Annotated in this window: 18 protein-coding genes and 1 pseudogene; 10 read left to right on the top strand and 9 right to left on the bottom strand. The window is 71.2% G+C overall.

Annotation, left to right across the window (positions count from 1 at the left end):
- Nucleotides 1–93: 93 nt before the first annotated feature.
- The 3 genes from H4687_RS09820 to metH all read right to left on the bottom strand — a co-directional run bounded on the left by H4687_RS09820 (nucleotide 94) and on the right by metH (nucleotide 6,539).
- Entirely contained in the window at nucleotides 94–1,698 is a 1,605-nt protein-coding gene (locus H4687_RS09820; RefSeq protein WP_046917203.1) for an ABC transporter substrate-binding protein, read from the bottom strand.
- Between the two features lie 406 nt (nucleotides 1,699–2,104).
- Nucleotides 2,105–2,809, bottom strand: a complete 705-nt coding sequence (locus H4687_RS09825; protein WP_046917202.1) for an HAD family hydrolase — start codon at nucleotides 2,807–2,809, stop codon at nucleotides 2,105–2,107.
- Between the two features lie 202 nt (nucleotides 2,810–3,011).
- Nucleotides 3,012–6,539: a methionine synthase gene (metH, locus tag H4687_RS09830; protein ID WP_046917201.1), complete on the bottom strand. Its 3,528-nt coding sequence runs from the start codon at nucleotides 6,537–6,539 to the stop codon at nucleotides 3,012–3,014.
- A gap of 394 nt (nucleotides 6,540–6,933) precedes the next feature.
- Between metH and H4687_RS09835 the strand changes: the two genes are divergently transcribed.
- From H4687_RS09835 to H4687_RS09855, 5 genes and pseudogenes are all read left to right on the top strand, one after another.
- Nucleotides 6,934–7,698 (top strand): IclR family transcriptional regulator, encoded by a 765-nt coding sequence (locus H4687_RS09835; protein ID WP_046917200.1) that lies wholly within the window; start codon nucleotides 6,934–6,936, stop codon nucleotides 7,696–7,698.
- Between the two features lie 409 nt (nucleotides 7,699–8,107).
- The gene (locus H4687_RS09840; protein ID WP_046917199.1) at nucleotides 8,108–8,905 is read left to right on the top strand and encodes an MIP/aquaporin family protein; all 798 of its coding nucleotides are present in this window, start codon (nucleotides 8,108–8,110) and stop codon (nucleotides 8,903–8,905) included.
- Between the two features lie 101 nt (nucleotides 8,906–9,006).
- On the top strand, nucleotides 9,007–10,545 hold the full coding sequence (gene glpK / locus H4687_RS09845) for a glycerol kinase GlpK (protein ID WP_046917198.1): 1,539 nt from the start codon (nucleotides 9,007–9,009) through the stop codon (nucleotides 10,543–10,545).
- 54 nt (nucleotides 10,546–10,599) lie between these two features.
- Nucleotides 10,600–12,216, top strand: a complete 1,617-nt coding sequence (locus H4687_RS09850; protein ID WP_046917197.1) for a glycerol-3-phosphate dehydrogenase/oxidase — start codon at nucleotides 10,600–10,602, stop codon at nucleotides 12,214–12,216.
- A gap of 146 nt (nucleotides 12,217–12,362) precedes the next feature.
- A pseudogene (locus H4687_RS09855) lies at nucleotides 12,363–12,909 on the top strand (SMI1/KNR4 family protein).
- Here H4687_RS09855 and mtnK read toward each other — a convergent pair.
- The 4 genes from mtnK to H4687_RS09875 form a co-directional block, all read right to left on the bottom strand.
- Complete coding sequence (gene mtnK / locus H4687_RS09860) at nucleotides 12,895–14,070, bottom strand: S-methyl-5-thioribose kinase (RefSeq protein ID WP_046917196.1); 1,176 nt, start codon at nucleotides 14,068–14,070, stop codon at nucleotides 12,895–12,897. The pseudogene H4687_RS09855 and the gene mtnK overlap by 15 nt on opposite strands.
- Before the next feature lie 15 nt (nucleotides 14,071–14,085).
- Complete coding sequence (locus tag H4687_RS09865) at nucleotides 14,086–15,132, bottom strand: ABC transporter permease (protein ID WP_046917195.1); 1,047 nt, start codon at nucleotides 15,130–15,132, stop codon at nucleotides 14,086–14,088.
- A gap of 88 nt (nucleotides 15,133–15,220) precedes the next feature.
- A complete protein-coding gene (locus H4687_RS09870) occupies nucleotides 15,221–16,774 on the bottom strand; it encodes a sugar ABC transporter ATP-binding protein (RefSeq protein WP_046917194.1) in 1,554 nt (517 codons plus the stop codon).
- On the bottom strand, nucleotides 16,761–17,870 hold the full coding sequence (locus H4687_RS09875; RefSeq protein ID WP_046917193.1) for a substrate-binding domain-containing protein: 1,110 nt from the start codon (nucleotides 17,868–17,870) through the stop codon (nucleotides 16,761–16,763). Before H4687_RS09875 ends, H4687_RS09870 begins: the two co-directional genes overlap by 14 nt.
- A 548-nt stretch (nucleotides 17,871–18,418) precedes the next feature.
- Between H4687_RS09875 and H4687_RS09880 the strand changes: the two genes are divergently transcribed.
- Genes H4687_RS09880 through mtnB form a run of 3 tightly spaced genes read left to right on the top strand, consistent with a single transcriptional unit; the run spans nucleotide 18,419 to nucleotide 20,357 of the window.
- A complete protein-coding gene (locus tag H4687_RS09880; RefSeq protein ID WP_046917192.1) occupies nucleotides 18,419–19,018 on the top strand; it encodes a 1,2-dihydroxy-3-keto-5-methylthiopentene dioxygenase in 600 nt (199 codons plus the stop codon).
- A complete protein-coding gene (gene mtnC, locus H4687_RS09885) occupies nucleotides 19,015–19,752 on the top strand; it encodes an acireductone synthase (RefSeq protein WP_046917191.1) in 738 nt (245 codons plus the stop codon). Before H4687_RS09880 ends, mtnC begins: the two co-directional genes overlap by 4 nt.
- Entirely contained in the window at nucleotides 19,749–20,357 is a 609-nt protein-coding gene (gene mtnB / locus H4687_RS09890; protein WP_046917190.1) for a methylthioribulose 1-phosphate dehydratase, read from the top strand. The genes mtnC and mtnB overlap by 4 nt, the downstream gene beginning before the upstream one ends.
- An 86-nt stretch (nucleotides 20,358–20,443) precedes the next feature.
- Here mtnB and mtnA read toward each other — a convergent pair whose 3' ends face one another.
- Nucleotides 20,444–21,475, bottom strand: coding sequence for an S-methyl-5-thioribose-1-phosphate isomerase (gene mtnA, locus H4687_RS09895; protein WP_046917189.1), 1,032 nt, complete (start codon nucleotides 21,473–21,475; stop codon nucleotides 20,444–20,446).
- Between the two features lie 217 nt (nucleotides 21,476–21,692).
- On the opposite strand from mtnA, the gene H4687_RS09900 reads away from it, so the two are divergent.
- Both H4687_RS09900 and H4687_RS09905 read left to right on the top strand, forming a co-directional pair.
- The gene (locus tag H4687_RS09900) at nucleotides 21,693–22,364 is read left to right on the top strand and encodes a FadR/GntR family transcriptional regulator (RefSeq protein ID WP_005485190.1); all 672 of its coding nucleotides are present in this window, start codon (nucleotides 21,693–21,695) and stop codon (nucleotides 22,362–22,364) included.
- A 159-nt stretch (nucleotides 22,365–22,523) separates the two neighbouring features.
- Nucleotides 22,524–23,573: a PAC2 family protein gene (locus tag H4687_RS09905; protein WP_046917188.1), complete on the top strand. Its 1,050-nt coding sequence runs from the start codon at nucleotides 22,524–22,526 to the stop codon at nucleotides 23,571–23,573.
- Between the two features lie 116 nt (nucleotides 23,574–23,689).
- Here the strand turns inward: H4687_RS09905 and H4687_RS09910 are convergent, their stop codons facing one another.
- Nucleotides 23,690–24,703: an SMP-30/gluconolactonase/LRE family protein gene (locus H4687_RS09910; protein ID WP_050398506.1), complete on the bottom strand. Its 1,014-nt coding sequence runs from the start codon at nucleotides 24,701–24,703 to the stop codon at nucleotides 23,690–23,692.
- Nucleotides 24,704–24,727 lie beyond the last annotated feature (24 nt).

Consider the following 24,727-nt stretch of genomic DNA (forward strand, 5'->3'; position numbering starts at 1 on the left):
GTATGGATGCCTTGTGTCGTCGGTGTATTGCGGGCGCTCCGGTTCCCCCGAGGCCGCCAACGGGCCCTGGTCCGGAGGGTGGTTGAGGTCCGGTCAGTTGCCGCGGCCGCGGCCCAGCTCCCAGAGCTGGAGCGTCGAGGCGGCGTTGAGGGCGTACTCGGCACCGGTGATGTCGTCCCGGGCCGCGACGTACTGCTTGCCCTGCCACAGCGGGAGGATCGGCACGTCCTCGGCGACGATGTCCTGGATGCCGGTGAGGCTGCCCGCGGCGGTGAGACGGTCGGCCGCGCGGCGGGACTCGGGGATCAGCTTGCCGCGGATCTCGCTGTTGGCGTACGGCGAGCCGAGGAAGTTGTCCTTGTCGAGGAAGGGGGCGAGGTAGTTGTCGGCGTCGGGGAAGTCCGGGAACCAGCCCATGCCGTAGACCGCGTACTCGCCCTTCTGCTCGGCGGGGCGGAACGTGGACCAGGGGGTGCCCTTGATGGTCACGTCGAACAGGCCGCTGTCGTCGAGCTGCTTCTTCAGCAGCTCGAACTCCTTCTTCGTGGCCGAGCCGTAGTGGTCGGTCGTGTAGTGGAGGGTCAGCTTCACCGGGGCGGTGACGCCCGCGCTCTGCAGGGTCGACTTCGCCTTGGCGACGTCCGGGTCGCCGTACTGGTTGAAGAAGGAGTTGGAGTGGCCGGTGATGCCGGCCGGGACCAGCGAGAAGAGGGGCTCGGCCTGGGTGCCGTAGACCTTGGCGACGAGTTCGCCGCGGTCGATGACCTCGGCCATGGCGCGGCGGACGGCGGTGCTCTTGACCGGGGCGGCGTCGGTGTTGAAGGCGAGGTAGCGGATCTCCAGGCCGGCGGACTCGATGACGTCGATGTCGCCGTCGGTGGACTCGGAGAGCTTGGTGATCTGCTCGGGCGTCATGGTGCGGGTCATCAGGTCGATGTCGCCGGCCTTCAGGGCGCTGCCCATGGCGTCGGCGTCCGCGAAGGAGCGCAGCTCGACCTTGTCGTTCTTCGGGTCCAACTGCCCCTTGTAGTGGGGGTTCTTGGTGAACACGGCCCGGACCAGCTCGTTGTTCTCGACCTCGGCGTCCAGGGTGTACGGGCCGGAGCCGTCGACCTGGAAGCCGTCGCGCAGCTTGCCCTTGTCGTAGTCGGCCGGGTTGACGATGCCGGCGACGGGGGTGGACAGCTTGTACGGGAGGGTCGCGTCGGGGCTGTTGAGGTGGAAGATCACCTCGTTGTCGCCCTTGGTCTCGACGAGGTCGATGGTGGACAGCAGGGCGAAGACACCGCTGTCGGCCTTGAGGGAGCGGGCGCGGTCGATGGAGAACTTGACGTCCTCGGCGGTGACCGGGGAGCCGTCGGCGAACTTCAGGCCGGTGCGCAGCGTGCAGGCGTAGCGCTCGTTGCCGCTGTCGGTGAAGGAGCACCGGGAGGCGGCCTCGGGTTGCGGTTCGCCGTCGCCGCGCGGCTGGACCAGGAGGGTCTGGACGGTCTGGCGCAGGATGTTCCACGTGCCGACGTCGTAGGCGTAGGCCGGGTCGATCGGGGCCGGGGCCTCCTTCGAGGCGGTGAACCGGTCGGTGGTGCCGACGACGATCGCGTCGCCGCTCGCGCCCGCGCCGTCGGTGGCGCCGCAGGCGGCGAGCACCGGGGCGAGCAGTCCGATCACGGCCGGCAGCACCAGGGTCTTGCGGTTCATGCTCGGTTTCTCCAGAGCTGTGGTCCGGGACGGGTGCCTGCGGGGTGGTGCGAGCGCGTCACGGGAAGTACGGCGATGTTCTCGCGTCGAGATTAGCCCGCACCGCCGAACAGGCCCGCGCGTACCGGAGTTGAGTTCCCATCACGCTGCGGAACCGGGTGTGGACACAAACGGTGTAGTGCGCACGGAATGTTTGGGTGCAGCCTTCGCCAATCGGGACACAAGGACGTGTCGAACTCCCCCGAATGCGGGATTTGAACCCGTCCGGAGGCCGCCCCGGACCCATGCGGGAGTGGCAAAGGTCACAGCCGAAAAGGGGTTCCCGGGCCCGGGAATTCAGTCATTACGACCGGACCGAATTCCCCGGCACCCGGCTCTGTTCACGATCTTGGAATTCCTTGCGCTTTCAATTGCCTGTCGTCACCATCAGACCGCGCAGAAATGGCAGGTCGACCTCTTCCAGCGAGGTCACGACGGTGCGGCGGACGGCGGGGGCGATGGGGGCGACGGACGGGACGGCGACCACATGGCAGCCGGCGGCCTCGGCGGCGGCGACACCGGTCGCGGTGTCCTCGATGACCGCGCACCGGATGGGCTCCGCGCCGAGGCCGGAGGCCGCGAGGAGGTAGGGGTCGGGGAACGGCTTGGTCCGCTCGACCTCGTCGCCCGCGACGGTCAGGGCGAAGTGCTGGGGGCCGAGGGAGGCCAGGACGCGGTCGATGATGCGCCGGTGCGAGGCGGAGACCAGGGCCGTGGGGACGCCGTGGGCGGCGAGCTCGGCGAGGAGCCTGGAGGCGCCGGGCATCAGGGGCAGCGCGCGCCCGATGCGGGCCTCGAAGCCGTCGTTGAGCAGCACGCTCAGCTCGGGGAGGGTGATGTCGGCGCCGGTGGCCTCGATGAGGAAGCCCGCGCTGCGGCTCATGGGGCCGCCGACCACGACATGGCGCCAGGAGTCGTCGAGAGCGTGGCCGAGGCCGGCGAAGACCTCCACCTCCACGTCCCACCAGAACCCCTCGGTGTCCACCAGGGTGCCGTCCATGTCGAGGAGCACGGCCTGCAGCGCGGAGCCTTCGGCCGTACGGGTTCCTGGCGCGGGAATCGTCGTGGTCATCCGGCGCACCTCCTTGGGGGACGAGCAGGCCGGTTCCCGGATGGGGAACCGGCCTGCGGTGGACCGACCAGTCTACGACGTCGCGCCCACAAACGCCTCGCGGGCGAGCCGGCCCCCGCCCGGCAGGGGCCGCGACCAGCGACGACGGCGCCGCGGCCGCCCCCGGGCCCCGCGAAGCCGCCCCCGACTCGTCCCGGTGGAGCTACCGGGCGTTGAAGTACTTCGCCTCGGGGTGATGGATCACGATCGCGTCGGTGGACTGCTCGGGGTGGAGCTGGAACTCCTCCGAGAGCTGGACGCCGATCCGCTCGGGCTCCAGCAGTTCCGCGATCTTGGCGCGGTCCTCCAGGTCGGGGCAGGCGCCGTAGCCGAGGGAGAAGCGGGCGCCCCGGTACTTGAGGTCGAACATGTCTTCGATCGCGGCCGGGTCCTCGCCTGCGAAGCCCAGTTCAGAGCGCACTCGGGCGTGCCAGTACTCGGCGAGGGCCTCGGCGAGCTGCACGGACAGGCCGTGGAGTTCGAGGTAGTCGCGGTAGGAGTTGGCCTCGAAGAGCTTGGCGGTCTCCTCGCCGATGCGGGAGCCGACGGTGACGACCTGGAGGCCGACCACGTCGGTCTCGCCGGACTCCTCCGGGCGGAAGAAGTCGGCCAGGCACAGCCGGCGGCCCCGACGCTGGCGCGGGAAGGAGAACCGGGTCCGCTCGTTGCCGTCGTCGTCCAGGATGATCAGGTCGTCGTCCTTGGAGACGCACGGGAAGTAGCCGTAGACGACGGCCGCTTCGAGGAGGTTGTCGGTCTGCAGCTTGTCCAGCAGGCCGCGCAGCCGGGGCCGCCCCTCGGTCTCGACCAGCTCCTCGTACGTGGGCCCGTCGCCGGTGCGGGCCTGCTTGAGGCCCCACTGGCCCTTGAAGAGGGCGCCCTCGTCCAGCCAGGTCGCGTACTCCTTGAGCTGGATGCCCTTGATGACGCGGGTGCCCCGGAACGGGGGCGTGGGGACGGGGTTGTCGGTGGCGACGTCGGAGCGGACGTGGCCCTCCTCGGGGCGTTCCTCGACCGCCGTGGCGGTGGCCGTCGCCCGTACCCGGCGCTGCCTCAGCTCGGGCAGGGCCGCCCCGGGGACGCCGCGCTTGACGCCGATGAGCGCGTCCATCAGGCGCAGGCCCTCGAAGGCGTCGCGGGCGTAGCGGACCTCGCCCTCGTAGATCTCGTACAGGTCCTGCTCGACATACGCCCTGGTCAGGGCGGCGCCGCCGAGGATCACAGGGAAGTCGGCGGCCATGCCCCGCTGGTTCAGCTCCTGAAGGTTTTCCTTCATGATCACCGTGGACTTGACCAGGAGGCCGGACATGCCGATGACGTCGGCCCGGTGCTCCCTGGCCGCGTCGAGGATCGCGGAGACCGGCTGCTTGATGCCGAGGTTGACGACGTTGTAGCCGTTGTTGGACAGGATGATGTCGACGAGGTTCTTGCCGATGTCGTGGACGTCGCCGCGGACGGTTGCCAGCACGATGGTGCCCTTGCCCTCGGCGTCCGACTTCTCCATGTGCGGTTCGAGGTGGGCGACGGCCGTCTTCATGACCTCGGCCGACTGGAGCACGAACGGCAGCTGCATCTGGCCGGAGCCGAACAGTTCGCCGACGACCTTCATGCCGTCCAGCAGGGTGTCGTTGACGATGTCCAGGGCGGGGCGGGTCTGCAGGGCCTCGTCGAGGTCGGCTTCCAGGCCGTTCTTCTCGCCGTCGATGATGCGGCGCTTGAGGCGCTCCTCCAGCGGGAGGGCGGCCAGTTCCTCGGCCTTGCCGGCCTTCAGGGACTTGGCGGTGGCGCCCTCGAACAGGGCCATCAGCTTCTGCAGGGGGTCGTAGCCCTCGGCGCGGCGGTCGTGGATGAGGTCGAGGGCCGTCTGCACCTCCTCCTCGCTGAAGCGGGCGATGGGGAGGATCTTCGAGGCGTGCACGATGGCGGAGTCGAGGCCGGCCTTCGCGCACTCGTCGAGGAAGACGGAGTTGAGGAGGATGCGGGCGGCCGGGTTGAGGCCGAAGGAGATGTTCGACAGGCCCAGCGTCGTCTGGACGTCGGGGTGGCGGCGCTTGAGTTCCCGGATCGCCTCGATGGTGGCGATGCCGTCCCCCCGGGACTCCTCCTGGCCGGTACAGATGGTGAAGGTCAGGGTGTCGATGAGGATGTCCGACTCGTGGATGCCCCAGTTGCCGGTGAGGTCGTCGATGAGCCGTTCGGCGATCTCGACCTTCTTCTCCGGGGTGCGGGCCTGCCCCTCCTCGTCGATGGTCAGCGCGATCAGCGCGGCGCCGTGCTCCTGGGCCAGCGCGGTGACCTTGGCGAAGCGGGACTCGGGGCCGTCGCCGTCCTCGTAGTTGACGGAGTTGATGACCGCGCGGCCGCCGAGCTTCTCCAGCCCCGCCCGGATCACGTCCACCTCGGTGGAGTCCAGCACGATCGGCAGGGTGGAGGCGGTGGCGAAGCGGCCGGCGAGTTCGGCCATGTCGGCGACGCCGTCGCGGCCCACGTAGTCGACGCAGAGGTCGAGCATGTGGGCGCCCTCGCGGATCTGGTCGCGGGCCATCTCCACGCAGTCGTCCCAGCGCGCCTCCAGCATCGCCTCACGGAACTTCTTCGAACCGTTGGCGTTCGTCCGCTCGCCGATGGCCATGTACGAGGTGTCCTGGCGGAACGGCACCGTCTGGTAGAGGGAGGCGGCGCCGGGCTCGGGGCGCGGGGCGCGCGCGGTGGGCGTGAGTTCCCGGACGCGCTCGACGACCTGCCGCAGGTGCTCCGGGGTGGTGCCGCAGCAGCCGCCGACGAGGGAGAGGCCGTACTCGCGGACGAAGTTCTCCTGCGCGTCGGCGAGTTCGGGGGCCGTCAGCGGGTAGTGGGCGCCGTCCTTGGTCAGCACCGGCAGGCCGGCGTTGGGCATGCAGGACAGCTGGATGCGGGAGTGGCGGGCCAGATAGCGCAGATGTTCGCTCATCTCGGCCGGGCCGGTCGCGCAGTTCAGGCCGATCATGTCGATGCCCAGGGGCTCCAGCGCCGTCAGCGCGGCACCGATCTCGGAGCCGAGCAGCATGGTGCCCGTCGTCTCGACCGTCACCGAGACGATCAGGGGGACGTCGTATCCGGCCGTCTGCATCGCGCGGCGGGCGGCGATGACGGAGGCCTTCGTCTGCAGCAGGTCCTGGGTGGTCTCCACCAGCAGGGCGTCGGCGCCGCCCGCGAGCAGGCCCTCGGCGTTCTGCTGGTAGGCGTCCCGGATGGCGGTGAAGGTGGTGTGGCCGAGGGTGGGCAGCTTGGTGCCGGGACCGATCGAGCCCAGCACCCAGCGCGGGCGGCCGTCGCGCGCGGCGAACTCGTCCGCCGTCTCGCGGGCGATGCGGGCGCCGGCCTCGGACAGCTCGGCGGTGCGTTCGGGGATGTCGTACTCGCCCAGGGCGGTGAGGTTCGCGCCGAAGGTGTTGGTCTCCACGCAGTCCACGCCCGCGTCGAAGTACGCGGAGTGCACCGAGCGGACGATGTCGGGGCGGGTGACGTTGAGGACCTCGTTGCAGCCCTCCAGCTGCTCGAAGTCCTCCAGTGTGGGGTCCTGTGCCTGAAGCATCGTGCCCATCGCGCCGTCGGCGACCACCACACGGGTGGCGAGGGCCTCACGCAGGGCCTCGGATCGGGCCCGGCCGGCGGCGGCGGACGAGGGGGACGGGTTCGGCAACGAGGCCATGGAGCTGCTCCCTGGAGTGCGACGGCTGTCGGCTTTGCGGCCTCCCATGGAAGCCGCACGCCGCAAGGGTAGCCCGCGGCGCCGCGGATGGTCAGGGCGGTCCACGGGGCGGACGGGCGTGGCGTACGCGGCCGAGTGCGGTTTACTCCGACGACGAAACGAACGCCGGACACCGCTCCGACACCACACGCACACCTCACGATCACACGGCCGTCGCACCCGCACCGGACGAACACCGCACGGGCACAGGGGCGGCACCGCGCGACGGGGTGTGTCCGAAAAGCTGGTGACGGCTATTAGCGAGAGGTCGGCAACGACCGGTAGTGTTCGACATTGCCGAACGATGGAAGTTCAGTCGCGTACGGCGGTCGAAGGGGACGGAGGCAGGACGGCGATGGCACGGAACATCCAGTCGCTCGAACGGGCGGCCGCGATGCTGCGGTTGCTCGCGGGCGGCGAGCGGCGGCTCGGCCTGTCGGACATCGCCTCGTCGCTGGGCCTCGCCAAGGGCACCGCCCACGGCATACTGCGCACGCTCCAGCAGGAGGGGTTCGTCGAACAGGACGACGCCTCCGGGCGCTATCAGCTGGGCGCGGAGCTGCTGCGGCTCGGGACCACCTATCTGGACGTCCACGAGCTGCGGGCCCGCGCGCTGGTCTGGACGGACGACCTGGCCCGCTCCAGCGGCGAGAGCGTCCACCTCGGGGTGCTGCACCTGCAGGGCGTGCTGATCGTGCACCACGTCTTCCGGCCCGACGACAGCCGGCAGGTCCTGGAGATAGGGGCCATGCAGCCCCTGCACTCCACCGCTCTCGGCAAGGTCCTCGCCGCGTACGACCCGGTCGCGCACAGCGAGGTCCTGGAGGCCGAGCGCAAGGCGTTCACCGACCGGACCGTGCACGCTCTGGACGACTTCGAGAACGTCCTGGACCTCACCCGCGCGCGCGGGTACGCGGCCGACGTGGAGGAGACCTGGGAGGGCGTGGCGTCCGTCGCCGCCCCCATCCACGACCGGCGGCGCATGCCCGTCGGCGCGGTGGGCATCACCGGCGCCGTGGAGCGGCTGTGCCGTGCGGGCGAGCTGCGCCCCGAGCTGGTCGCGGCCGTGCGGGACTGCGCCCGCGCGGTCTCGCGCGACCTGGGCGCGGCACGGTTCTGACGGCCGCCGCCTGACACGGCGAAGGCCGGGCCGCCCCCACCGGGCGTCCCGGCCTTCGCCGTACGCGCGCGTGCCCGCTCCCCGCCGCGGGGGCGCGCCCACCCGTCGCCGCACACGCGTGCGAGACCTCCGCCGCGCGCGCCGCCACGCTCCGCCGTACGCGCGTGCCGTCGCCCGCCCCGCCCACCTGCTCGCACGGGCCCCTAGCAGCAGTTTCAAGATCGATGGGCCGGTTCGATCAATAACGATCGTGTTTTCGACAACACAGCTCTTGACGCGCCCGTAACACCGAAGCAAGACTCCCGTCCATCGGTCGACATTGTCGAACACCTACCGGCAATACGCGCTAGAGTGTGACAACGCCATGGGCCGAACTCTTTCCCCTGGACGAAGGACAAAGGAGTCGCGGGTGTCCAGCTCCGACATCTTCATCGGCGAGACCATCGGTACCGCCCTACTCATCCTGCTCGGCGGCGGCGTCTGCGCGGCCGTCACCCTGAAGGCCTCCAAGGCCCGTAACGCCGGTTGGCTCGCCATCACCTTCGGGTGGGGCTTCGCCGTTCTGACGGCCGTCTACACCTCCGCGCCGCTGTCCGGCGCCCACCTCAACCCGGCCGTCACCCTCGCGCTCGCGCTGAAGAAGGACGGCATCCCCTGGGGCGACGTCCCGATCTACTGGGGCGGTCAGCTGCTCGGCGCGATGATCGGCGCGGCGCTGGTCTGGGTCGCCTACTACGGCCAGTTCCACGCCCACCTCACCGACCGCGAGATCGTCGGCGAGCCGGCGGAGGCCGCGAAGACCAAGTCGGTCGAGGCCCGGGAGAAGGGCGCCGGCCCCGTGCTCGGCATCTTCTCCACCGGCCCCGAGGTCCGCGTCGCGTGGCAGAACGTCGCCACCGAGGTCATCGGCACCATCGTGCTCGTCCTGGCGGTCCTGACCCAGGGCCTGAACGGCGACGGCAAGGGTCTCGGCACGCTCGGCGCCCTGATCACCGCGCTCGTCGTGGTCTCCATCGGTCTGTCCCTCGGTGGCCCGACCGGTTACGCGATCAACCCGGCCCGTGACCTCGGTCCGCGCATCGTGCACGCCCTTCTGCCCCTGCCCAACAAGGGTGGCTCCGACTGGAGCTACTCCTGGGTCCCGGTGGTCGGCCCCCTGATCGGCGCCGCCATCGCTGCAGGCATCTACAACGTCGCTTTCGCCTGAGAGCGCCGAGCCGCGGGTCCCGGGAAACCCGGGATTCCGCGGAACACTCGGTACGCGCCGTACGTACAGCCCCATACCCAGTGAACTTTCAGGAGCACACCGTGACCGACGCACACACCGCCGGGCCCTTCATCGCCGCCATCGACCAGGGCACCACGTCCAGCCGCTGTATCGTCTTCGACCGCGACGGACGCATCGTCTCCGTCGACCAGAAGGAGCACGAGCAGATCTTCCCGAAGCCGGGCTGGGTCGAGCACGACGCCACCGAGATCTGGACGAACGTCCAGGAGGTCGTCGCCGGGGCCATCGAGAAGGCCGGCATCACCCGCGACGACATCAAGGCCATCGGCATCACCAACCAGCGCGAGACCACGCTGCTCTGGGACAAGAACACCGGTGAGCCCGTCCACAACGCCATCGTCTGGCAGGACACCCGGACCGACGCCCTGTGCCGCGAGCTCGGCCGCAACGTCGGCCAGGACCGCTTCCGCCGCGAGACGGGCCTCCCGCTGGCCTCGTACTTCGCCGGCCCCAAGGCCCGCTGGCTGCTCGACAACGTCGAGGGCCTGCGCGAGCGCGCCGAGGCCGGCGACATCCTCTTCGGCACCATGGACAGCTGGGTCATCTGGAACCTGACGGGCGGTGTCGACGGCGGCAAGCACTACACCGACGTCACCAACGCCTCCCGCACCATGCTGATGAACCTGCACACCCTGGAGTGGGACGACAAGATCGCCGAGTCCATCGGCGTCCCGCTGTCGATGCTCCCCGAGATCCGTTCCTCCGCCGAGGTGTACGGCGAGGTCACCGGCGGCCGGCTCGGCGACCTGCTGGGCGGCATCCCGGTCGCCTCCGCGCTCGGCGACCAGCAGGCGGCCCTGTTCGGCCAGACCTGCTTCGAGGAGGGCGAGGCCAAGTCCACGTACGGCACCGGCACGTTCATGCTGCTGAACACCGGTGAGAAGATCATCAACTCCTACAGCGGCCTGCTGACCACGGTCGGCTACCGGATCGGCGACCAGAAGCCGGTCTACGCGCTGGAGGGCTCGATCGCCGTCACCGGTTCGCTGGTGCAGTGGATGCGCGACCAGATGGGCCTCATCTCCACCGCCGCCGAGATCGAGACCCTCGCGCTCTCGGTCGAGGACAACGGCGGCGCGTACTTCGTACCGGCCTTCTCCGGTCTGTTCGCCCCGTACTGGCGCTCCGACGCCCGCGGTGTGATCGCCGGCCTCACCCGGTACGTCACCAAGGCGCACCTCGCGCGCGCCGTCCTGGAGGCCACCGCCTGGCAGACCCGCGAGATCACGGACGCCATGACCAAGGACTCGGGCGTCGAGCTCGCGGCGCTCAAGGTCGACGGCGGCATGACCTCCAACAACCTGCTGATGCAGACCCTCTCGGACTTCCTCGACGCGCCCGTGGTGCGCCCGATGGTCGCCGAGACCACCTGCCTCGGCGCCGCCTACGCCGCCGGTCTCGCCGTCGGCTTCTGGAACAGCACCGACGACCTGCGCGCCAACTGGCGGCGGGCCGCCGAGTGGACCCCCCGCATGGACGCGGAGACCCGCGACCGTGAGTACAAGAGCTGGCTCAAGGCCGTCGAGCGGACCATGGGCTGGCTCGAGGACGAGAGCTGAGCCGGAGCCCGCGACGGCTCCGACACCGGCTCTGATGAGGAGTAATAACCCGACATGACCAGTCAGACCACCCTGCAGACCCTGCCTGCCCTGGGGACGCGCCCGGCGTCCGGCTCGAACCCGAGCCGTGCCGAGACCCGGGAGCAGCTCTCCAAGGCGTCGTACGACCTCCTCGTGATCGGCGGCGGCATCCTGGGCATCTCCACCGCCTGGCACGCCGCGCAGTCCGGGCTCAGGGTGGCTCTGGTCGACGCCGGCGACTTCGCCGGCGCCACCTCCTCCGCCTCCTCCAAGCTGCTCCACGGCGGCCTGCGCTATCTGCAGACCGGCGCGGTGAAGCTGGTGGCGGAGAACCACTTCGAGCGCCGTGCGGTGTCCCGCCAGGTGGCCCCCCACCTGGCGAACCCGCTCACGTTCTACCTCCCCGTGTACAAGGGCGGGCCGCACGGCGCGGCGAAGCTCGGGGCGGGCGTCTTCGCCTACTCCGCGCTGTCGGCGTTCGGTGACGGCGTGGGCCACCTCCTCTCCCCCGCCAAGGCGGCGCAGGACGTGCCCGAGCTGCGCACCGACAACCTCAAGGCCGTTGCCGTGTACGGCGACGACCAGATGAACGACTCCCGGATGGCCCTGATGACGGTCCGCGCGGCCGTCGAGTCGGGTGCCGTCGTCCTGAACCACGCCGAGGTCACCGGGCTGCGGTTCACCAAGGGCCGGGTGACCGGTGCCGAGCTGCGCGACCGGCTGTCCGGCGACGAGTTCGGCGTCGACGCCCGGCTCGTGCTGAACGCGACCGGGCCGTGGGTCGACCACCTGCGCAAGATGGAGAACCCGGACGCGGCCCCCTCGATCCGCCTCTCCAAGGGCGCGCACCTGGTCCTGAAGCGGACGGCTCCGTGGAAGGCCGCGCTCGCCACCCCCATCGACAAGTACCGCATCACCTTCGCCCTCCCCTGGGAGGACATGCTGCTGCTCGGCACCACCGACGAGGTGTACGAGGGCGACCCGGCGGATGTCGCGGTCACCGAGAAGGACACGGCCCAGATACTCGACGAGGCCGCGTTCTCCATCCGCGACCAGCAGCTCGACCGTGACCTGATCACCTACTCGTTCGCCGGTCTGCGGGTGCTGCCGGGCGGTCCCGGTGACACCGCGAAGGCCAAGCGCGAGACGGTCGTCACCGAGGGCCGGGGCGGCATGCTGTCCGTCGCGGGCGGCAAGTGGACGACCTTCCGGCACATCGGCCGCACGATCATGAAGAAGCTGGAGGCGCTCCCCGGCCACCCGCTGGGCGAGGACTTCGAGCCGGTCGCCTCCCTGCCCAAGAAGCTGCCGCTGCCGGGCGTCGCCAACCCGCGCGCGGTGGCCCACCGCCTCCTCGTCGACCGCCCGGCCCCCGGCCCCCGCATGGGCGCCGACACGGCCCGCCATCTGGCCACGCACTACGGCTCACTCGCCTTCGACATCGCCCGCCTCGCCAACGAGAGCCCCGAGCTGGGCGAGCGCGTCCACCCGGACGCCCCCGAGATCTGGGCGCAGGTCGTCTACGCCCGCGACACCGAGTGGGCCGAGACCGCCGACGACGTGCTGCGCCGCCGGACGACCCTGACGATACGAGGGCTGGCCACGGACGAGGTCCGCGCGAAGGTCCAGGCCCTGCTCGACAAGAAGTAACCGGGTTTCGGCGCCGGCCTCCTCCCCTGACCGGGGCGGGCACCGAGCGGAAGGGGCGGCTCCACACCTGTGGGGCCGCCCCTTCGGCATGCCCGACCGGCTGATGCGCCTCTCGCTGCCACGCCGGTCCCGTCGAGCCGGCCGCCCTGCGCGAGGCGTTCTCCGTGGACGACGGCGGGCAGTCGGCCCTCGGCTGGACGGCCGTGCACGCCTTCGAGGCGGAGCACGGGGTGGTGCTCCCAGAGCCGTACCGCACGTGCGTGGCGGAGGTGCCCGACGGACCGTGGCAGGGCCCGCCGGAGTACGGGCTCGTGGGGCCGGCCGGCCTGCCCGTGGACCGGGGCGACGGGGCGACGGGGCGACGGGGCGGACCGTGCCCTGGGCGAGCCGTTCGCGCTCACGGCCGCGTGGCTGTGGGAGGAGGACGAGGGGCCCTACGAGGACCCGGACTCCGTGATCGACGCGGTGAGCGACCATGGCTCCGTCGTGCTCGGGACCGATGGCCGCGCCATGAACTGGCATCTCGTCGTCACCGGCCCCCATCGGGGACACATAGGGCACGTCACCGATGTGGGTGCCCTGCCGTTCGGCGCGGAGTTCGGCCACACGACCTCCGCGCCCGGCTTCGCCGACTGGGTCGCCCACTGGGCCGCCGGGAAGGAGTGGTTCGACGCCGAGTCATCCCCGTGGTGAGGCCACGAGGTCGCGGACGGCGTCCGGTGAGGTCAGCTCCGTACGGCGGACGACGAGTTCACGGCCCAGCAGCAGCGCCCGACGCGACGCCGGGACCGGGTCGGGCAGGGTCGTCAGGTCGGTGAGGTGGGCGAAGCCGATGATGCGGCGGACGATCTCCGTGCCCGCGAAACCCAGGGACTCCGTCCAGACGCGACGCAGGAAGCGGTCCAGATAGGCGTCGTCGAAGAAGGTGTCGACGCGGGACGGCCACAGCCGCCGGAACTCGGTCTCGAACGCCTCCCAGGACAGCCGGAGCTGCTCGCCGTGGTCCGTGAGGGCCCCCAGGGCGCGGGCCCGTTCCTCGGAGACGAGCGCGTTGGCCCAGTACAGTCCGAGGTCGAACCCGATGGGGCCGACGAAGGAGAACTCGGGGTCGAAGACCCGCACCACGTGGGCACCCTCACGTTCGCCGACCATGACGCTGCCCGAGTGGAGGTCGCCGTGAAGGAGGGCCTGGGCGCTCGTCATGAAGACATGGCGCAGGTCGGCGACCTCGGTGCGCAGCACGGTGTCCGCGCGGAAGGCGGCGGCCAGGTCGTCGAGGGCCGGGTGCCAGTGGTTGTGTGCGTGCTCGATGTACGGCTCCGAGAGGACGACGTCCTCCGTGATCTTGCACAGCTCGGGGTTGACGGAGGCGGCGAGCAGCGCCTTGCGGTCGGCGGAGTCCATGCCGAAGTCGCTGGTGGCGAAGGAGAGCCGGGCGACGAGGCGGCCGATCTGCGGGGAGGTGTGCGGGCCGTAGGAGGCGCCCTCGTTGAGGAGGGTGCGCAGGACCTCCAGGTCGGAGAGGTCCTCCATGACCAGGGCGTGGTTCTCGGGGTCGTAGCCGTGGATCGACGGGATCTCGTCGGGCGCGACCTCGGCGAGCTGCTCGTACGCGCGTGCCTCGGCGTCGGAGCGGTCGGGGCTCAGCGGCCAGGACGGGCCGGCGACCCGGACCCAGGGCAGGGCCTGCTTGACGGCGAGACCCCGGGTCCCGGCGGCGTTCGAGGCGAGGAAGACGCGGTTGACGTTGCCGTCCGAGACCTCGCGGACGGTGATGTCGTCGGTGTCGTCCCAGTGGCCCCGCTCGCGCAGATACGCGGGGATGTCGTCGGTCTCCAGGATGCGGTAGCCCATGGTCGGTGAACTCCCTTATGCGGTGCGGCGCTTGGACAAGGTGAAGCTGAAGACCAGGGCGAGGATGAGGACCGCGCCCTCGACGACGTCCTGGGTGTAGTACGGCAGGCCCTTGATGGTGAGGCCGGTGGTGATGATGCCGATGAGTACGGCGCCGAGGGCGGTGCCCCAGACGTTCGGGCGGCCCCGGCCGAGGACCGAGGTGCCGACCAGGGCCACGGCGACCGCCTCCAGCAGCTGGGAGGTGCCGGCGCTCACATCGCCCTGGCCGATGCGGGAGGCCAGGATCAGGCCGCCGACGGAGGCGAGGACGCCGGACAGGACGTAGGCCAGCGCGCGGTACGCGCCGACGCGGATGCCGGCCAGACGGGATGCCTCGGGGTTGGCGCCGATGGCGTAGAAGACGCGGCCCCAGCGGGTGCGGGCCAGGAAGACCCAGGCGGCGACCGTCAGCGCGCCGAAGACGACCACCGAGATCGGGATGCCGAGGACCGTGCCCCGGTCGATCTCCAGGAAGCCGGCGGTGAACCTGCCGGGGGCGGTCGTGCCGTCCTCCAGGGTCATGCCTGGGGTGATCGACTGGCCGTCGACCAGGATCAGCTTCGTGCCCTGGATGACGAACATGGTGCCGAGCGTGGCCAGCATGTCGGGGATCTTCATGACCACGATCAACAGGGCGTTGAGGAGGCCCGCGAGGGCGCCCGCCGCGAGGACCGCGAGGATCGCGACCGTGCCGACCTGGTTGAGGACGACCATGCTCTGGGCGGCGACCGAGACGCCGAGGCCGGCGACCGCGCCCACGGACATGTCCATTCCGCCGACGGCCATGGTGAGGGTGACGCCCAGGCCCAGGATGGCGGCGACGGAGACGTAGCGGAGGGTGTCGAGGAGCGTCGCCGACTCGCGGAAGGAGCCCTCGCTCAGCGCGAAGTACGCGAAGAGCGCGACCGTGACGAAGATGAAGCCGTACTTGATGACGGCGTTCTGGACGCGTACGGCCGTGGAGGTGGCGGGCGGGAGCGCCGCCTTGGCGGGGACCTCGGTGCTCTGGGTGGTGGTCATGGGTGCTTCCTCGGACTTCCTGGTCCTGGTCCTGGTCCGGGTGTCGGTCCTGGTCCCGGGGCTGGGGCTGCTGCGCGGCGGGCCGGGGTCACACGGACGCCGAGATGGTCTGGATGACGCGGTCTCGCTCCGCGTCCTCGCCGTACGCGTCGAGGTGGATCTCTCCGGCGGCGAGCACGACGACCCGGTCGGCGACCTCCAGGACCTCGTCCACGTCGGCGGACAGGACGAGCACGGCGGCGCCCTCGGCGGCGAGCGCGCGGGCGCGGCGGCCGATGTCGCGCCGGGCGCCGATGTCCACGCCTCGGAACGGTTCGTCCAGGATGAGGACGCGTGGGGTCTCGGCGAGCCAGCGGCCGACGACGACCTTCTGCTGGTTGCCGCCGGACAGTTCCTCGACGGTGCTGTGCTCGTCGCGGGTGACGACGCCGAGGGCGGCGATGGTGTCGCGGCCGAGGGCGTTCTCCCTGGCCGTGTTCATCAGGCCCAGCCGGGACAGGGACTTCAGGAACGGCAGGGAGATGTTGCGGGCCACCGACCAGCCGGGGACGAGGGCGTCGGCGTGCCGGTCCTCGGGGACGAGGTGGACGCCGCCGCGGATGGCGTCGGCGGGGCGGCGGGGCGCGTAGGGCCTGCCGTCCAGTGCGACCGTGCCGGTGGTGAAGGGCTCGGCGCCGAAGAGGCCGCGGGCCAGTTCGGTCTTGCCGGCGCCCAGCAGACCGACGACGCCGGTGACCTCGCCGGCGCGGATGTCGAGGTCGAGCGGGGTGCGGCCCTCAAACAGGCGTACGCCCTTCAGGGCCAGGACGACGTCCTGCTGTTCGCCCTTCCGGACCGGGCGGGCGGTGGTCGTCTCGTGGGCCTGGGCGAGCATCGCGCGCAGGGCGGCGTCCCAGTCGAAGGGGCGGGCCTGGTCCTCGGTGAGACGGCCGTCCCGCAGGACGACCAGCCGGTCGGCGAGTGCGTCGATCTCGCCGAGTCGGTGGGAGACGTAGAGGACGGCGATGCCGTCGTCCCGCATCCGCTCGACGAGCGCGAACAGGCGCTCGGCCTCGGCGGCGGAGAGCGCCGAGGTCGGTTCGTCGAGGATGAGCAGGCGGGGGCGGGTGGCGAGGGCGCGGGCCAGGATGAGCAACTGGCGGTCGGAGATGCCGAGTTCGGTGACGTCCTGCTTGAGGACGGCGTCGGTCCAGTCGAGGCCGAGGCCGGCCTGGATCTCCCGGGCGCGGGCCAGCAGCCTGCCGCCGTTGAGGAACGGGTTGCCGCGGCTCTGCGCCAGCTCCTCGAAGACGAGGTTCTCGGCGACGGTGAGCCCGGGTACGACTCCCTCGCCGATGCGCTGGTGGACGGTCTGGATGCCCAGCTGCCGTGCGGCCAGGGGGCTGTGGAGGGCTACCGGAACGCCGTCGACCAGGACCTCGCCGCCGTGGTCGGCGTGGACCCCGGACAGGATCTTGATCAGCGTGGACTTGCCGGCCCCGTTCGCGCCGAGCAGCGCGACCACGCTGCCCGGCGCGATGTCCAGCGAGACCGAGGCGAGCACCGGCTTGCCCCCGAAGGCCTTGCTGATGTCCCGCAGGCGGACGGCGGGGAGGGCGTCGCCGCCGTCCGCCCGCTCGGGGCCCGTGTCAGTGGGCGACATTGGAGATCCAGTCGGCGGTCGAGACCTGCGAGAGGTTCAGCGCGGGGAGCGCCTCGCGCAGCTGGGCCATGTTCTCGATCTTCTTCTCGCGCAGGAAGTCCTGGGTGATGGCGACGGCCGGGAACTCGACCGAGGTCTTGTTCAGCTGGCCCGCCAGCTCCAGGGCGGTCGTACGGACCACGGCGGCGCCCACGGCGGACGGGTCGGTGCCGGCGGTGGCGACCCAGGGGCTGTCCTTGGCGGTGATGGCCTGGATGTCGGCGTTGGAGACATCGGCGCCGAAGACCTTCACCTTGTCCTGGAGCTTCTTGTTCTGCACGGCGAGGACGGTGCCCTTGGCCAGCTCGTCGTAGGGGGCGAACACGCCCGCCACGTCGGGGTGCTGGGTGAGGGCGGCGGAGACGAGGGGAACGTTGTCGGTGGCCGTGGAGTCGGTGACCTTGCCGACCTTGAACGCCTGCTTCCAGCCCTGCGTGTCGACCGTGGACTTCCAGACGGTGTCGCGCTTGTCGAGGGCCGCGTACCCGGCGACGTTGACGTAACCGACCTTGGCGTCCTTGCCGACCTCCTTCGCCATCACGTCGAGGACGGCCTGCGCCATGCTCGCGTCGTCCTGCTTGGTGGAGACGACGCCCTTGGTGTCGGTCTCGACGTCGTAGACGACGACCTTGATGCCCTTCTTCACGGCCTTGTCGATCTCCGGCTGGATGGTCGCCGGGAAGCCGTGGTCGATGATGATCGCCTTGGCACCGGAGTTGATCGCCGAGGACAGGTCCGTGGCCTGCTTGGCGTTGTCGGCCTGGGCGTCGTAGACCGTGAGGTCGATGCCGAGGGCCTTGGCCTGCGCCTTCGCGCCGTTGCCCCATTGCTCGAAGTAGTCGCCGGCGCCGCTCTGGCGGACGAGGGCGACCTTGACCGCGCCGTCGGCGAAGGGAGCCGGCTTCTTGCCGGTGGCGGCCGAGGCCTTGGCGGCGGTGCCGCCGGTGTCCTTGGAGGCGTCGGTGGACTGGGAGCAGGCCGACAGGAGCAGGGCCGAGGCGGAGGCGAGGGAGAGGGCGGCGAGGGGGAGGCGGGTACGGCGGGACGAGCGGGACATGACGGCTCCAGGTGCGGTGCGGTGCGAGGGGAGAAAGGGATTACGCGATCCGGAGCAGGGGGCGGAAATGCGCCACCGTGCGGTGCACGGCGAACGCCCGGGACGTCAGGGCGCGTCGGGGCGCGTCGGGGCGCGTCGGGGCTCCGGGAGTGGTCAGCGACAGCTGGCCGTGGTCGACCGGAGCAGGTCCACGTACAGCCGCCGTACGAGCAGCAGCGTCTTCATACGCAGATCATGAGAACGATTTCAGCCATGCGTCAAAGAAATGAGAGCGGTTTCTCAGCACGTGAGACAACGACTACGTCACACGTGGCGGGTACACGGACCGGCGTTACCATCGCGGTACCGGCACCCGACCGGCACCACGGTGAGGCCCTGATGACGACTTTCGACGCGACGGCGCAGCGCATGCCCGGTACGCGCTGTTGTCCCGGCGCCCCGTGTCACCGCTGACCGGTCGCTCGCCCCCTCACCTCTCCCGCCTCCCAGCCTCCCGGGTGCTCGTCTCGGTATCCGGACATCCCTTCCTGACTCCTGGAGTTGCTCTCATGACCCTGCTGACCACCTGGCCCGAATCCGGACCGGAGACCCTGGTGCGCCGCACCTCCGACCCCGTCGAGATCGCGGCCGCGCTGGCGCCGCTCGGGGTGCGTTACGAGCAGTGGCCGATCCGCGAGGACGTGCCGTCCGACGCCGACAGCGACACCGTGTTCGCCGCGTACGGCCCGGAGATCGACCGGCTCAACGCCGAGGAGGGCTTCACCACCGTCGACGTCCTCGGACTGCACCCGAGCGACGACCCCGAGTTCCCGGCGAAGGCGAAGGCCGCGCGCGCGAAGTTCCTCCAGGAGCACACGCACGACGACGATGACGAGGTGCGCTTCTTCGTCTCCGGCTCCGGCATCTTCTATCTGCACGTGAACGGCGAAGTGCACGCGGTCTACTGCGAGAAGGGCGACCTGCTGGGGGTGCCGCGCGGTACGACGCACTGGTTCGACATGGGCACCAGCCCGTCGTTCACCGCGATCCGCTTCTTCCACGAGGAGGACGGCTGGATCGGCACCTTCACCGGCTCCACCATCGCCTCCCGCTTCCCCGACTACGACACGATCGACGCGGGGTACCGGCAGGACAGGGCAGCGGCGTGAGCCAGGCTCCCGACGACCCGCTCCCCGTCGACTCCGTGGTGCTCGACATCGAGGGCACCACGAGCGCCACGGGGTTCGTCGTGGACGTGCTCTACCCGTACTCCCGCTCTCGCTTCGGAGCACTGCTCTCGGAACGGAGCGGCGATCCGGAGGTGGCGCGGGCCATCGCGCAGGTGCGGGACCTCATCGGCGAGCCCGACGCCGACCACGCGCGCGTCGAGAAGGCCCTGAACGAGTGGCTCGACGAGGACCGCAAGGCGACCCCGCTGAAGACCCTCCAGGGCGTCATCTGGTCCGAGGGTTTCGCCCGCGGGGACCTCGTCTCGCACTTCTACGACGACGTCCTCCCGGCCCTGCGCGCCTGGCACGCGGCGGGCGTGCGCCTCCACGTGTACTCCTCGGGCTCCGTGGCCGCCCAGCGCGCGTGGTTCCGGTCGAGCCCCGAGGGCGATCTGCTGCCGCTGGTCGAGGGGTTGTACGACACCGAGAACGCGGGACCGAAGCAGGAGGCCGCCTCGTACCGCACGATCGCGACGGCGCTCGGCCTCTCCGCGACCCCCGAGCGCATCCTCTTCCTCTCCGACCGGCCCGGCGAGCTGGACGCGGCACGGGAGGCCGGCTGGCGGGCCGTCGGCATCCGCCGGCCCGGGGAGCCGTACTACGAGCAAGGCGTCGGCGACCACGCCCAGGCGGGGACGTTCGACGAAGTCACCATCACCGGGAGCACCGCATGACCACCGAGATCTCCGCACTCGACCTGGAGGAGGCGGGGGCCGTCCTGGCCGCCGAGTCGGCCCGCTTCGCCTCCTTCGGCTGGATGCGCGGCACGTCGGGCAACCTCTCGGTGGTCCTGTCGCGCGATCCGCTGCGGCTGGCGGTCACCGCGAGCGGCCACGACAAGGGCGAACTCACCCCGGCGGACGTGGTGCTGGTCGACGGCGACGGCGCCGCCGTCAGGGGCGGCAAGCCCTCCGCGGAGGCCGAGCTGCACGCGCGCGTCGCCGCGCTGACGGGCGCCGGCGCGGTGGTCCATGTGCACACGGTCGCCTCCGTGGCGATGGGCCGCCGGGAGCCGGGCGGCATCGTCTTCCGGGACCTGGAGATGCTCAAGGGGATCGGCCGCCCCGCCCACGACGTCGAGGTCACCCTCCCCGTCATCGCCAACAGCCAGGACATGTCGGTCCTCGGCGACCGCCTGGAGGCCGCCCGCGACCCGCACATGCCCGCGGTGGTCGTCGCCGGACACGGCCTGTACGTCTGGGGCGCCACCCCCCGCCAGGCCCGTCACCACACCGAAGTGGTCGAGTGGCTGCTGGAGTTGGAGCTCACCCAGCGCTGACCACACCTGAGCCGGCCATCCGTGGGAAGGCGGCCCCGGTCGAGGTGACCGGGGCCGCCTTCCCGTACGGCGGGCGCGTGCCGTCCCTACCGCAGGCGCTCCCCCGGCAGTTCGCCCGCCGACACCTCCCACACGCCCTGCTCGGTGACCAGACCCGTCACCAGGCGGCCCGGGGTCACGTCGAACGCCGGGTTGTGGCCCCGCGACCCGGCCGGGGCGGTGCGCATGCCGCCCCACTCCAGCACCTCGTCCTCGCCCCGGAGTTCGATGTGGATGTCGGCGCCGGAGGCGGTGGCGACGTCGACCGTGGTGGTGGGGGCGGCGACGAGGAAGGGGATGCCCGCGTCGGCGCAGGCCAGGGCGATGCCCACCGTGCCGACCTTGTTCGCCGTGTCGCCGTTCGCCGCGATGCGGTCCGCGCCCACGACGGCCGCGTCGACCTCGCCCCGCAGGATCGTTCCGGCGGCGGCGGCGTCCGCCTGGACGTAGTGCGGGATGCCCTCCTGGGCCAGCTCCCAGGCGGTCAGCCGGGATCCTTGCAGCAGGGGACGCGTCTCGTCGGCGTAGACCACGTCGAGGCGGCCGCGCGCGTGGAGTTCACGGATGACGCCGAGCGCCGTGCCCCATCCGGCGGTCGCGAGCGCCCCCGTGTTGCAGTGCGTCAGCACGCGCAGCGGACGGTCGACGCCCACCCTCTTCAGCAGCCAGTCGGCGCCGTGCGCGCCCATCATCCGGTTCGCCTCGACGTCCTCGCGCTGGACGGCGGCGGCCTCCTCCAGCACCGCCTCCAGCCCCTCGTCGAAGCGGGTCATGACGCGGTCCACGCACACCATCAGGTTCACGGCGGTCGGCCGGGCCTCGCGGACCCGGGCGACGGCGGCACGTACCTCCTCGGCCGTCCAGCCCTCGCGCTCACCCTCCAGGATCGCGATCGCCACACCGTAAGCGCCCGCCGCCCCGATCGCGGGCGCGCCCCGGACGACCAGGCGCTGGACGGCGGAGACCAGGGCCTCGACGTCGCGGATCTCGACCGTCTCGGTACGGTGCGGCAGGACCGTCTGGTCGATGAGCGCGAGGCTGGTTCCGGTCCAGTCGACGGCACGCAGTTCCTGGGGCATAGCGGGGCACTCCTGGTGTTCCGAAGATGCCCGACACCGTACATGACCTCGGAAAACCGACGGGAACCACCGTTCGACGCGGCGGGGCGGAGCGGACTGACCTGATCCTGCCCCTCGCCGGCGTCGGCCGATTCGGAGGCTTTGGCCTGATAGAGGCGACGGAGCCTCCATAATGTCCTGAGACATCGGATGTCTGAACGACAGGGAGGGTTCGCCCATGGCAGTCACCGACGAGGCGATCGAGAAGATCAAGGGCATGATCGTCTCCGGCGCGCTGCGCCCCGGCGACCGGCTCCCCAAGGAGAGCGAGCTGGCCGCCGACCTCGGGCTGTCCCGCAACTCGCTGCGCGAGGCCGTGCGTGCCCTGTCGCTGATCCGCATCCTCGACGTACGGCAGGGCGACGGCACCTATGTCACCAGCCTCGATCCCCAGCTCCTCCTCGAAGCGCTGAGCTTCGTCGTCGACTTCCACCGCGACGACACGGTCCTGGAGTTCCTCGCCGTGCGCCGGATACTGGAGCCGGCCGCCACGGCGATGGCCGCCCTGCGGATCAGCGAGCAGCAGCTGGACGCGCTGACGACCCAGCTGGACAAGCTCGGCACCGAGCCGTCGGTGGAGGAACTGGTCGCCTGCGACCTGGAGTTCCACCGGGGCATCGTGCAGAGTTCCGGCAACTCCGTCCTGTGCTCGCTCCTCGACGGCCTGTCGGGGCCGACCACCCGGGCCCGCATCTGGCGCGGACTGACCCAGGAGGACGCCGTCAGCCGGACCCTGCACGAACACCGCGCCATCCTGGCCGCCCTGCGCGACCGGGACGCCGACGCCGCGCGTTCCTGGGCCACGGTGCACATCGCGAGCGTGGAGCAGTGGCTTCGTTCCACGCTCTGAGAAGTCGATCACCCGCGGGCCCGGACCGCCGACGCGTGTTTGTGCCGTGCGAACGGGGCATTGATCCGTTCACTCCCCCGTGCAAGGGGGCTGCGGAGGCCCCCTCGGCACGCCGTAAGGTTGGGGCGTACGCGAGGGCACGTCGGAAGGAGGCGCTGGGTGATCGAGCTGGAGGGGGTTCCCGAGCTGATCGACCCAGTGATGGTGGCCGCGTTCGAAGGCTGGAACGACGCCGGCGACGCAGCCTCCACCGCGGTCGCGCATCTGGACAAGGAGTGGAAGGGCGAGGTGTTCGCGGCGCTGGACGCCGAGGACTACTACGACTTCCAGGTGAACCGTCCCACGGTGTGGCTGGACGGCGGCGTGCGGAAGATCACCTGGCCGACGACAAGGTTGTCGGTGGTCCGGGTCGGCGGTGACAAGCCCCGCGATCTGGTCCTCGTCCGGGGCATCGAACCGTCGATGCGGTGGCGTTCGTTCTGCAACGAGCTGCTGGGCTTCGCGCACGAGCTGGGCGTGGAGCTGGTGGTCATCATGGGCGCCCTGCTCGGGGACACCCCGCACACACGTCCGGTCCCGGTCAGCGGTGTCACGTCCGACCCGGACCTGGCGCGGCGGATGGACCTGGAGGAGACCAAGTACGAGGGCCCCACGGGGATCGTCGGCATCCTCCAGGAGGCGTGCACGCACGCGGGCGTCCCGGCCGTCTCGCTCTGGGCCGCGGTGCCGCACTACGTGTCGCAGCCGCCGAACCCGAAGGCGACGCTGGCCCTGCTGAACCGGCTGGAGGACCTCATCGACGTGCGCATCCCGCTGGGCGAGCTGCCCGAGGACGCGCGTGCCTGGCAGGTGGGCGTGGACCAGCTGGCGGCGGAGGACAGCGAGGTCGCCGAGTACGTGCAGACGCTGGAGGAGGCCAGGGACACGGCGGAGCTGCCGGAGGCGTCGGGAGAGGCGATCGCGCGCGAGTTCGAGCGGTATCTGCGGCGCCGTGACGGGGGCGGTCCCGCGTCGGGCGGTCACGCCACGGTCGACGGCGGCGACGGGACCGCCGGGGCGTGGAATCCCAAGGACAATCCCAGCGGGCGTACGCGTCCGCCGAAGCCGGCGCGGCCCGAGGCCGACACGGAGGCCGGGACCGGGACGGACGCCGGGAGCGAAGCCGGAAGCGATGCCGGGACCGAGGACGAGGATTCGTCGGACGACTGAGACGCCCTGGCCCGGCGGGTGCCACCGCGCGGAATCCGGCGGCTTCGTGGTGGCTGCTCGCGTGGTTCCCCGCGCCCCTTCGGGACACGGGGAACGCACCGGCCGTCACCGCGTGGTCAGCGCTTCACCGCCACCACCGCGTACGAGGTGTCCGGCGTCGGGGTCGTCGTGAAGCGGGCGTTGGGCAGGTAGAGGCGGTTGTTGTGGGCCGCGGCCGTCGTCGGGACGTCGAAGTCGGGGTTCATCAGGCGGTCCTCGAAGATGCCGCTGCGGCCGTCGGCCGAGAGGTTGAACACGTCGATGGCGTTCTGCCGGTTCTGGACGACGTAGAGCCGCCGTCCGAGGAGCAGCAGGCCGTCGCCGTTGGTGAGGGGTGCCGCGTCGCCGAGGTCGACGAGTTCGGTGACTCCGGTCGCGGGATCGACCCGGTGGAGGCCGCCCGCGCCGGACTGGACGACCAGGAGGGCCCTGCCGTCCGGGGTGCCGGTGATCCCGTTGGCGTTGACGACCTCGCCGGGGGCCTGGGTCCAGTCGCCGCTCAGTGCGACCGTGACGACCTTGTCCGGGCCCGGCAGGCGGCCGTTGCCGCCGAGCGGCAGGGCGTAGAGGGCGGGCTGGAACGAGTCGGTGAACCAGGCGGCGCGCGGGGTGAGGAAGACGTCGTTGGCGAAGGTCGGCGTCTTCGTGGTGAGCCGGTACGACGCGATGATCCTGCCGGTACGGACGTCCACCACCCGGGCGCCCTGAGCGCGCCCGGCGACGAACAGCCGCCCCCGGTCGTCGAGTTTCAGCCCGACGGAGGGCGTGCCGGGGCCCGCGGAGACGATGCGCCCCTCGCCGGTGCGCAGGTCGGCGCGGTAGATCGAGCCGTCGCCGAGGGAGCCCAGGTAGGCGTGGTGGCCGCCGATGGCGATGCCCTCCGGGCGGAAGCCGCCCGGGAGCGGGATGAGGTCGGGCCAGGTGCTCTCGGAGGCGGAGGCGGAGGCGGAGGCGGAGGCGGAGGCGGTCGCGGCCGAGGATCCGACGAGCAGTGCGGCCGCGCCGGCGGCGGACGTCGTGAGCAGGGTTCGCCGGCTGAGGTGACGGGCGGAGGGGGGTTGCGAGGCCTGCGGGGGTTGCGGGGGTGCCACTGATCGTCCCTTCCACGAAGGGAC

It is taken from the genome of Streptomyces stelliscabiei (assembly GCF_014873495.1).
Lineage (GTDB): Bacteria > Actinomycetota > Actinomycetes > Streptomycetales > Streptomycetaceae > Streptomyces > Streptomyces bottropensis.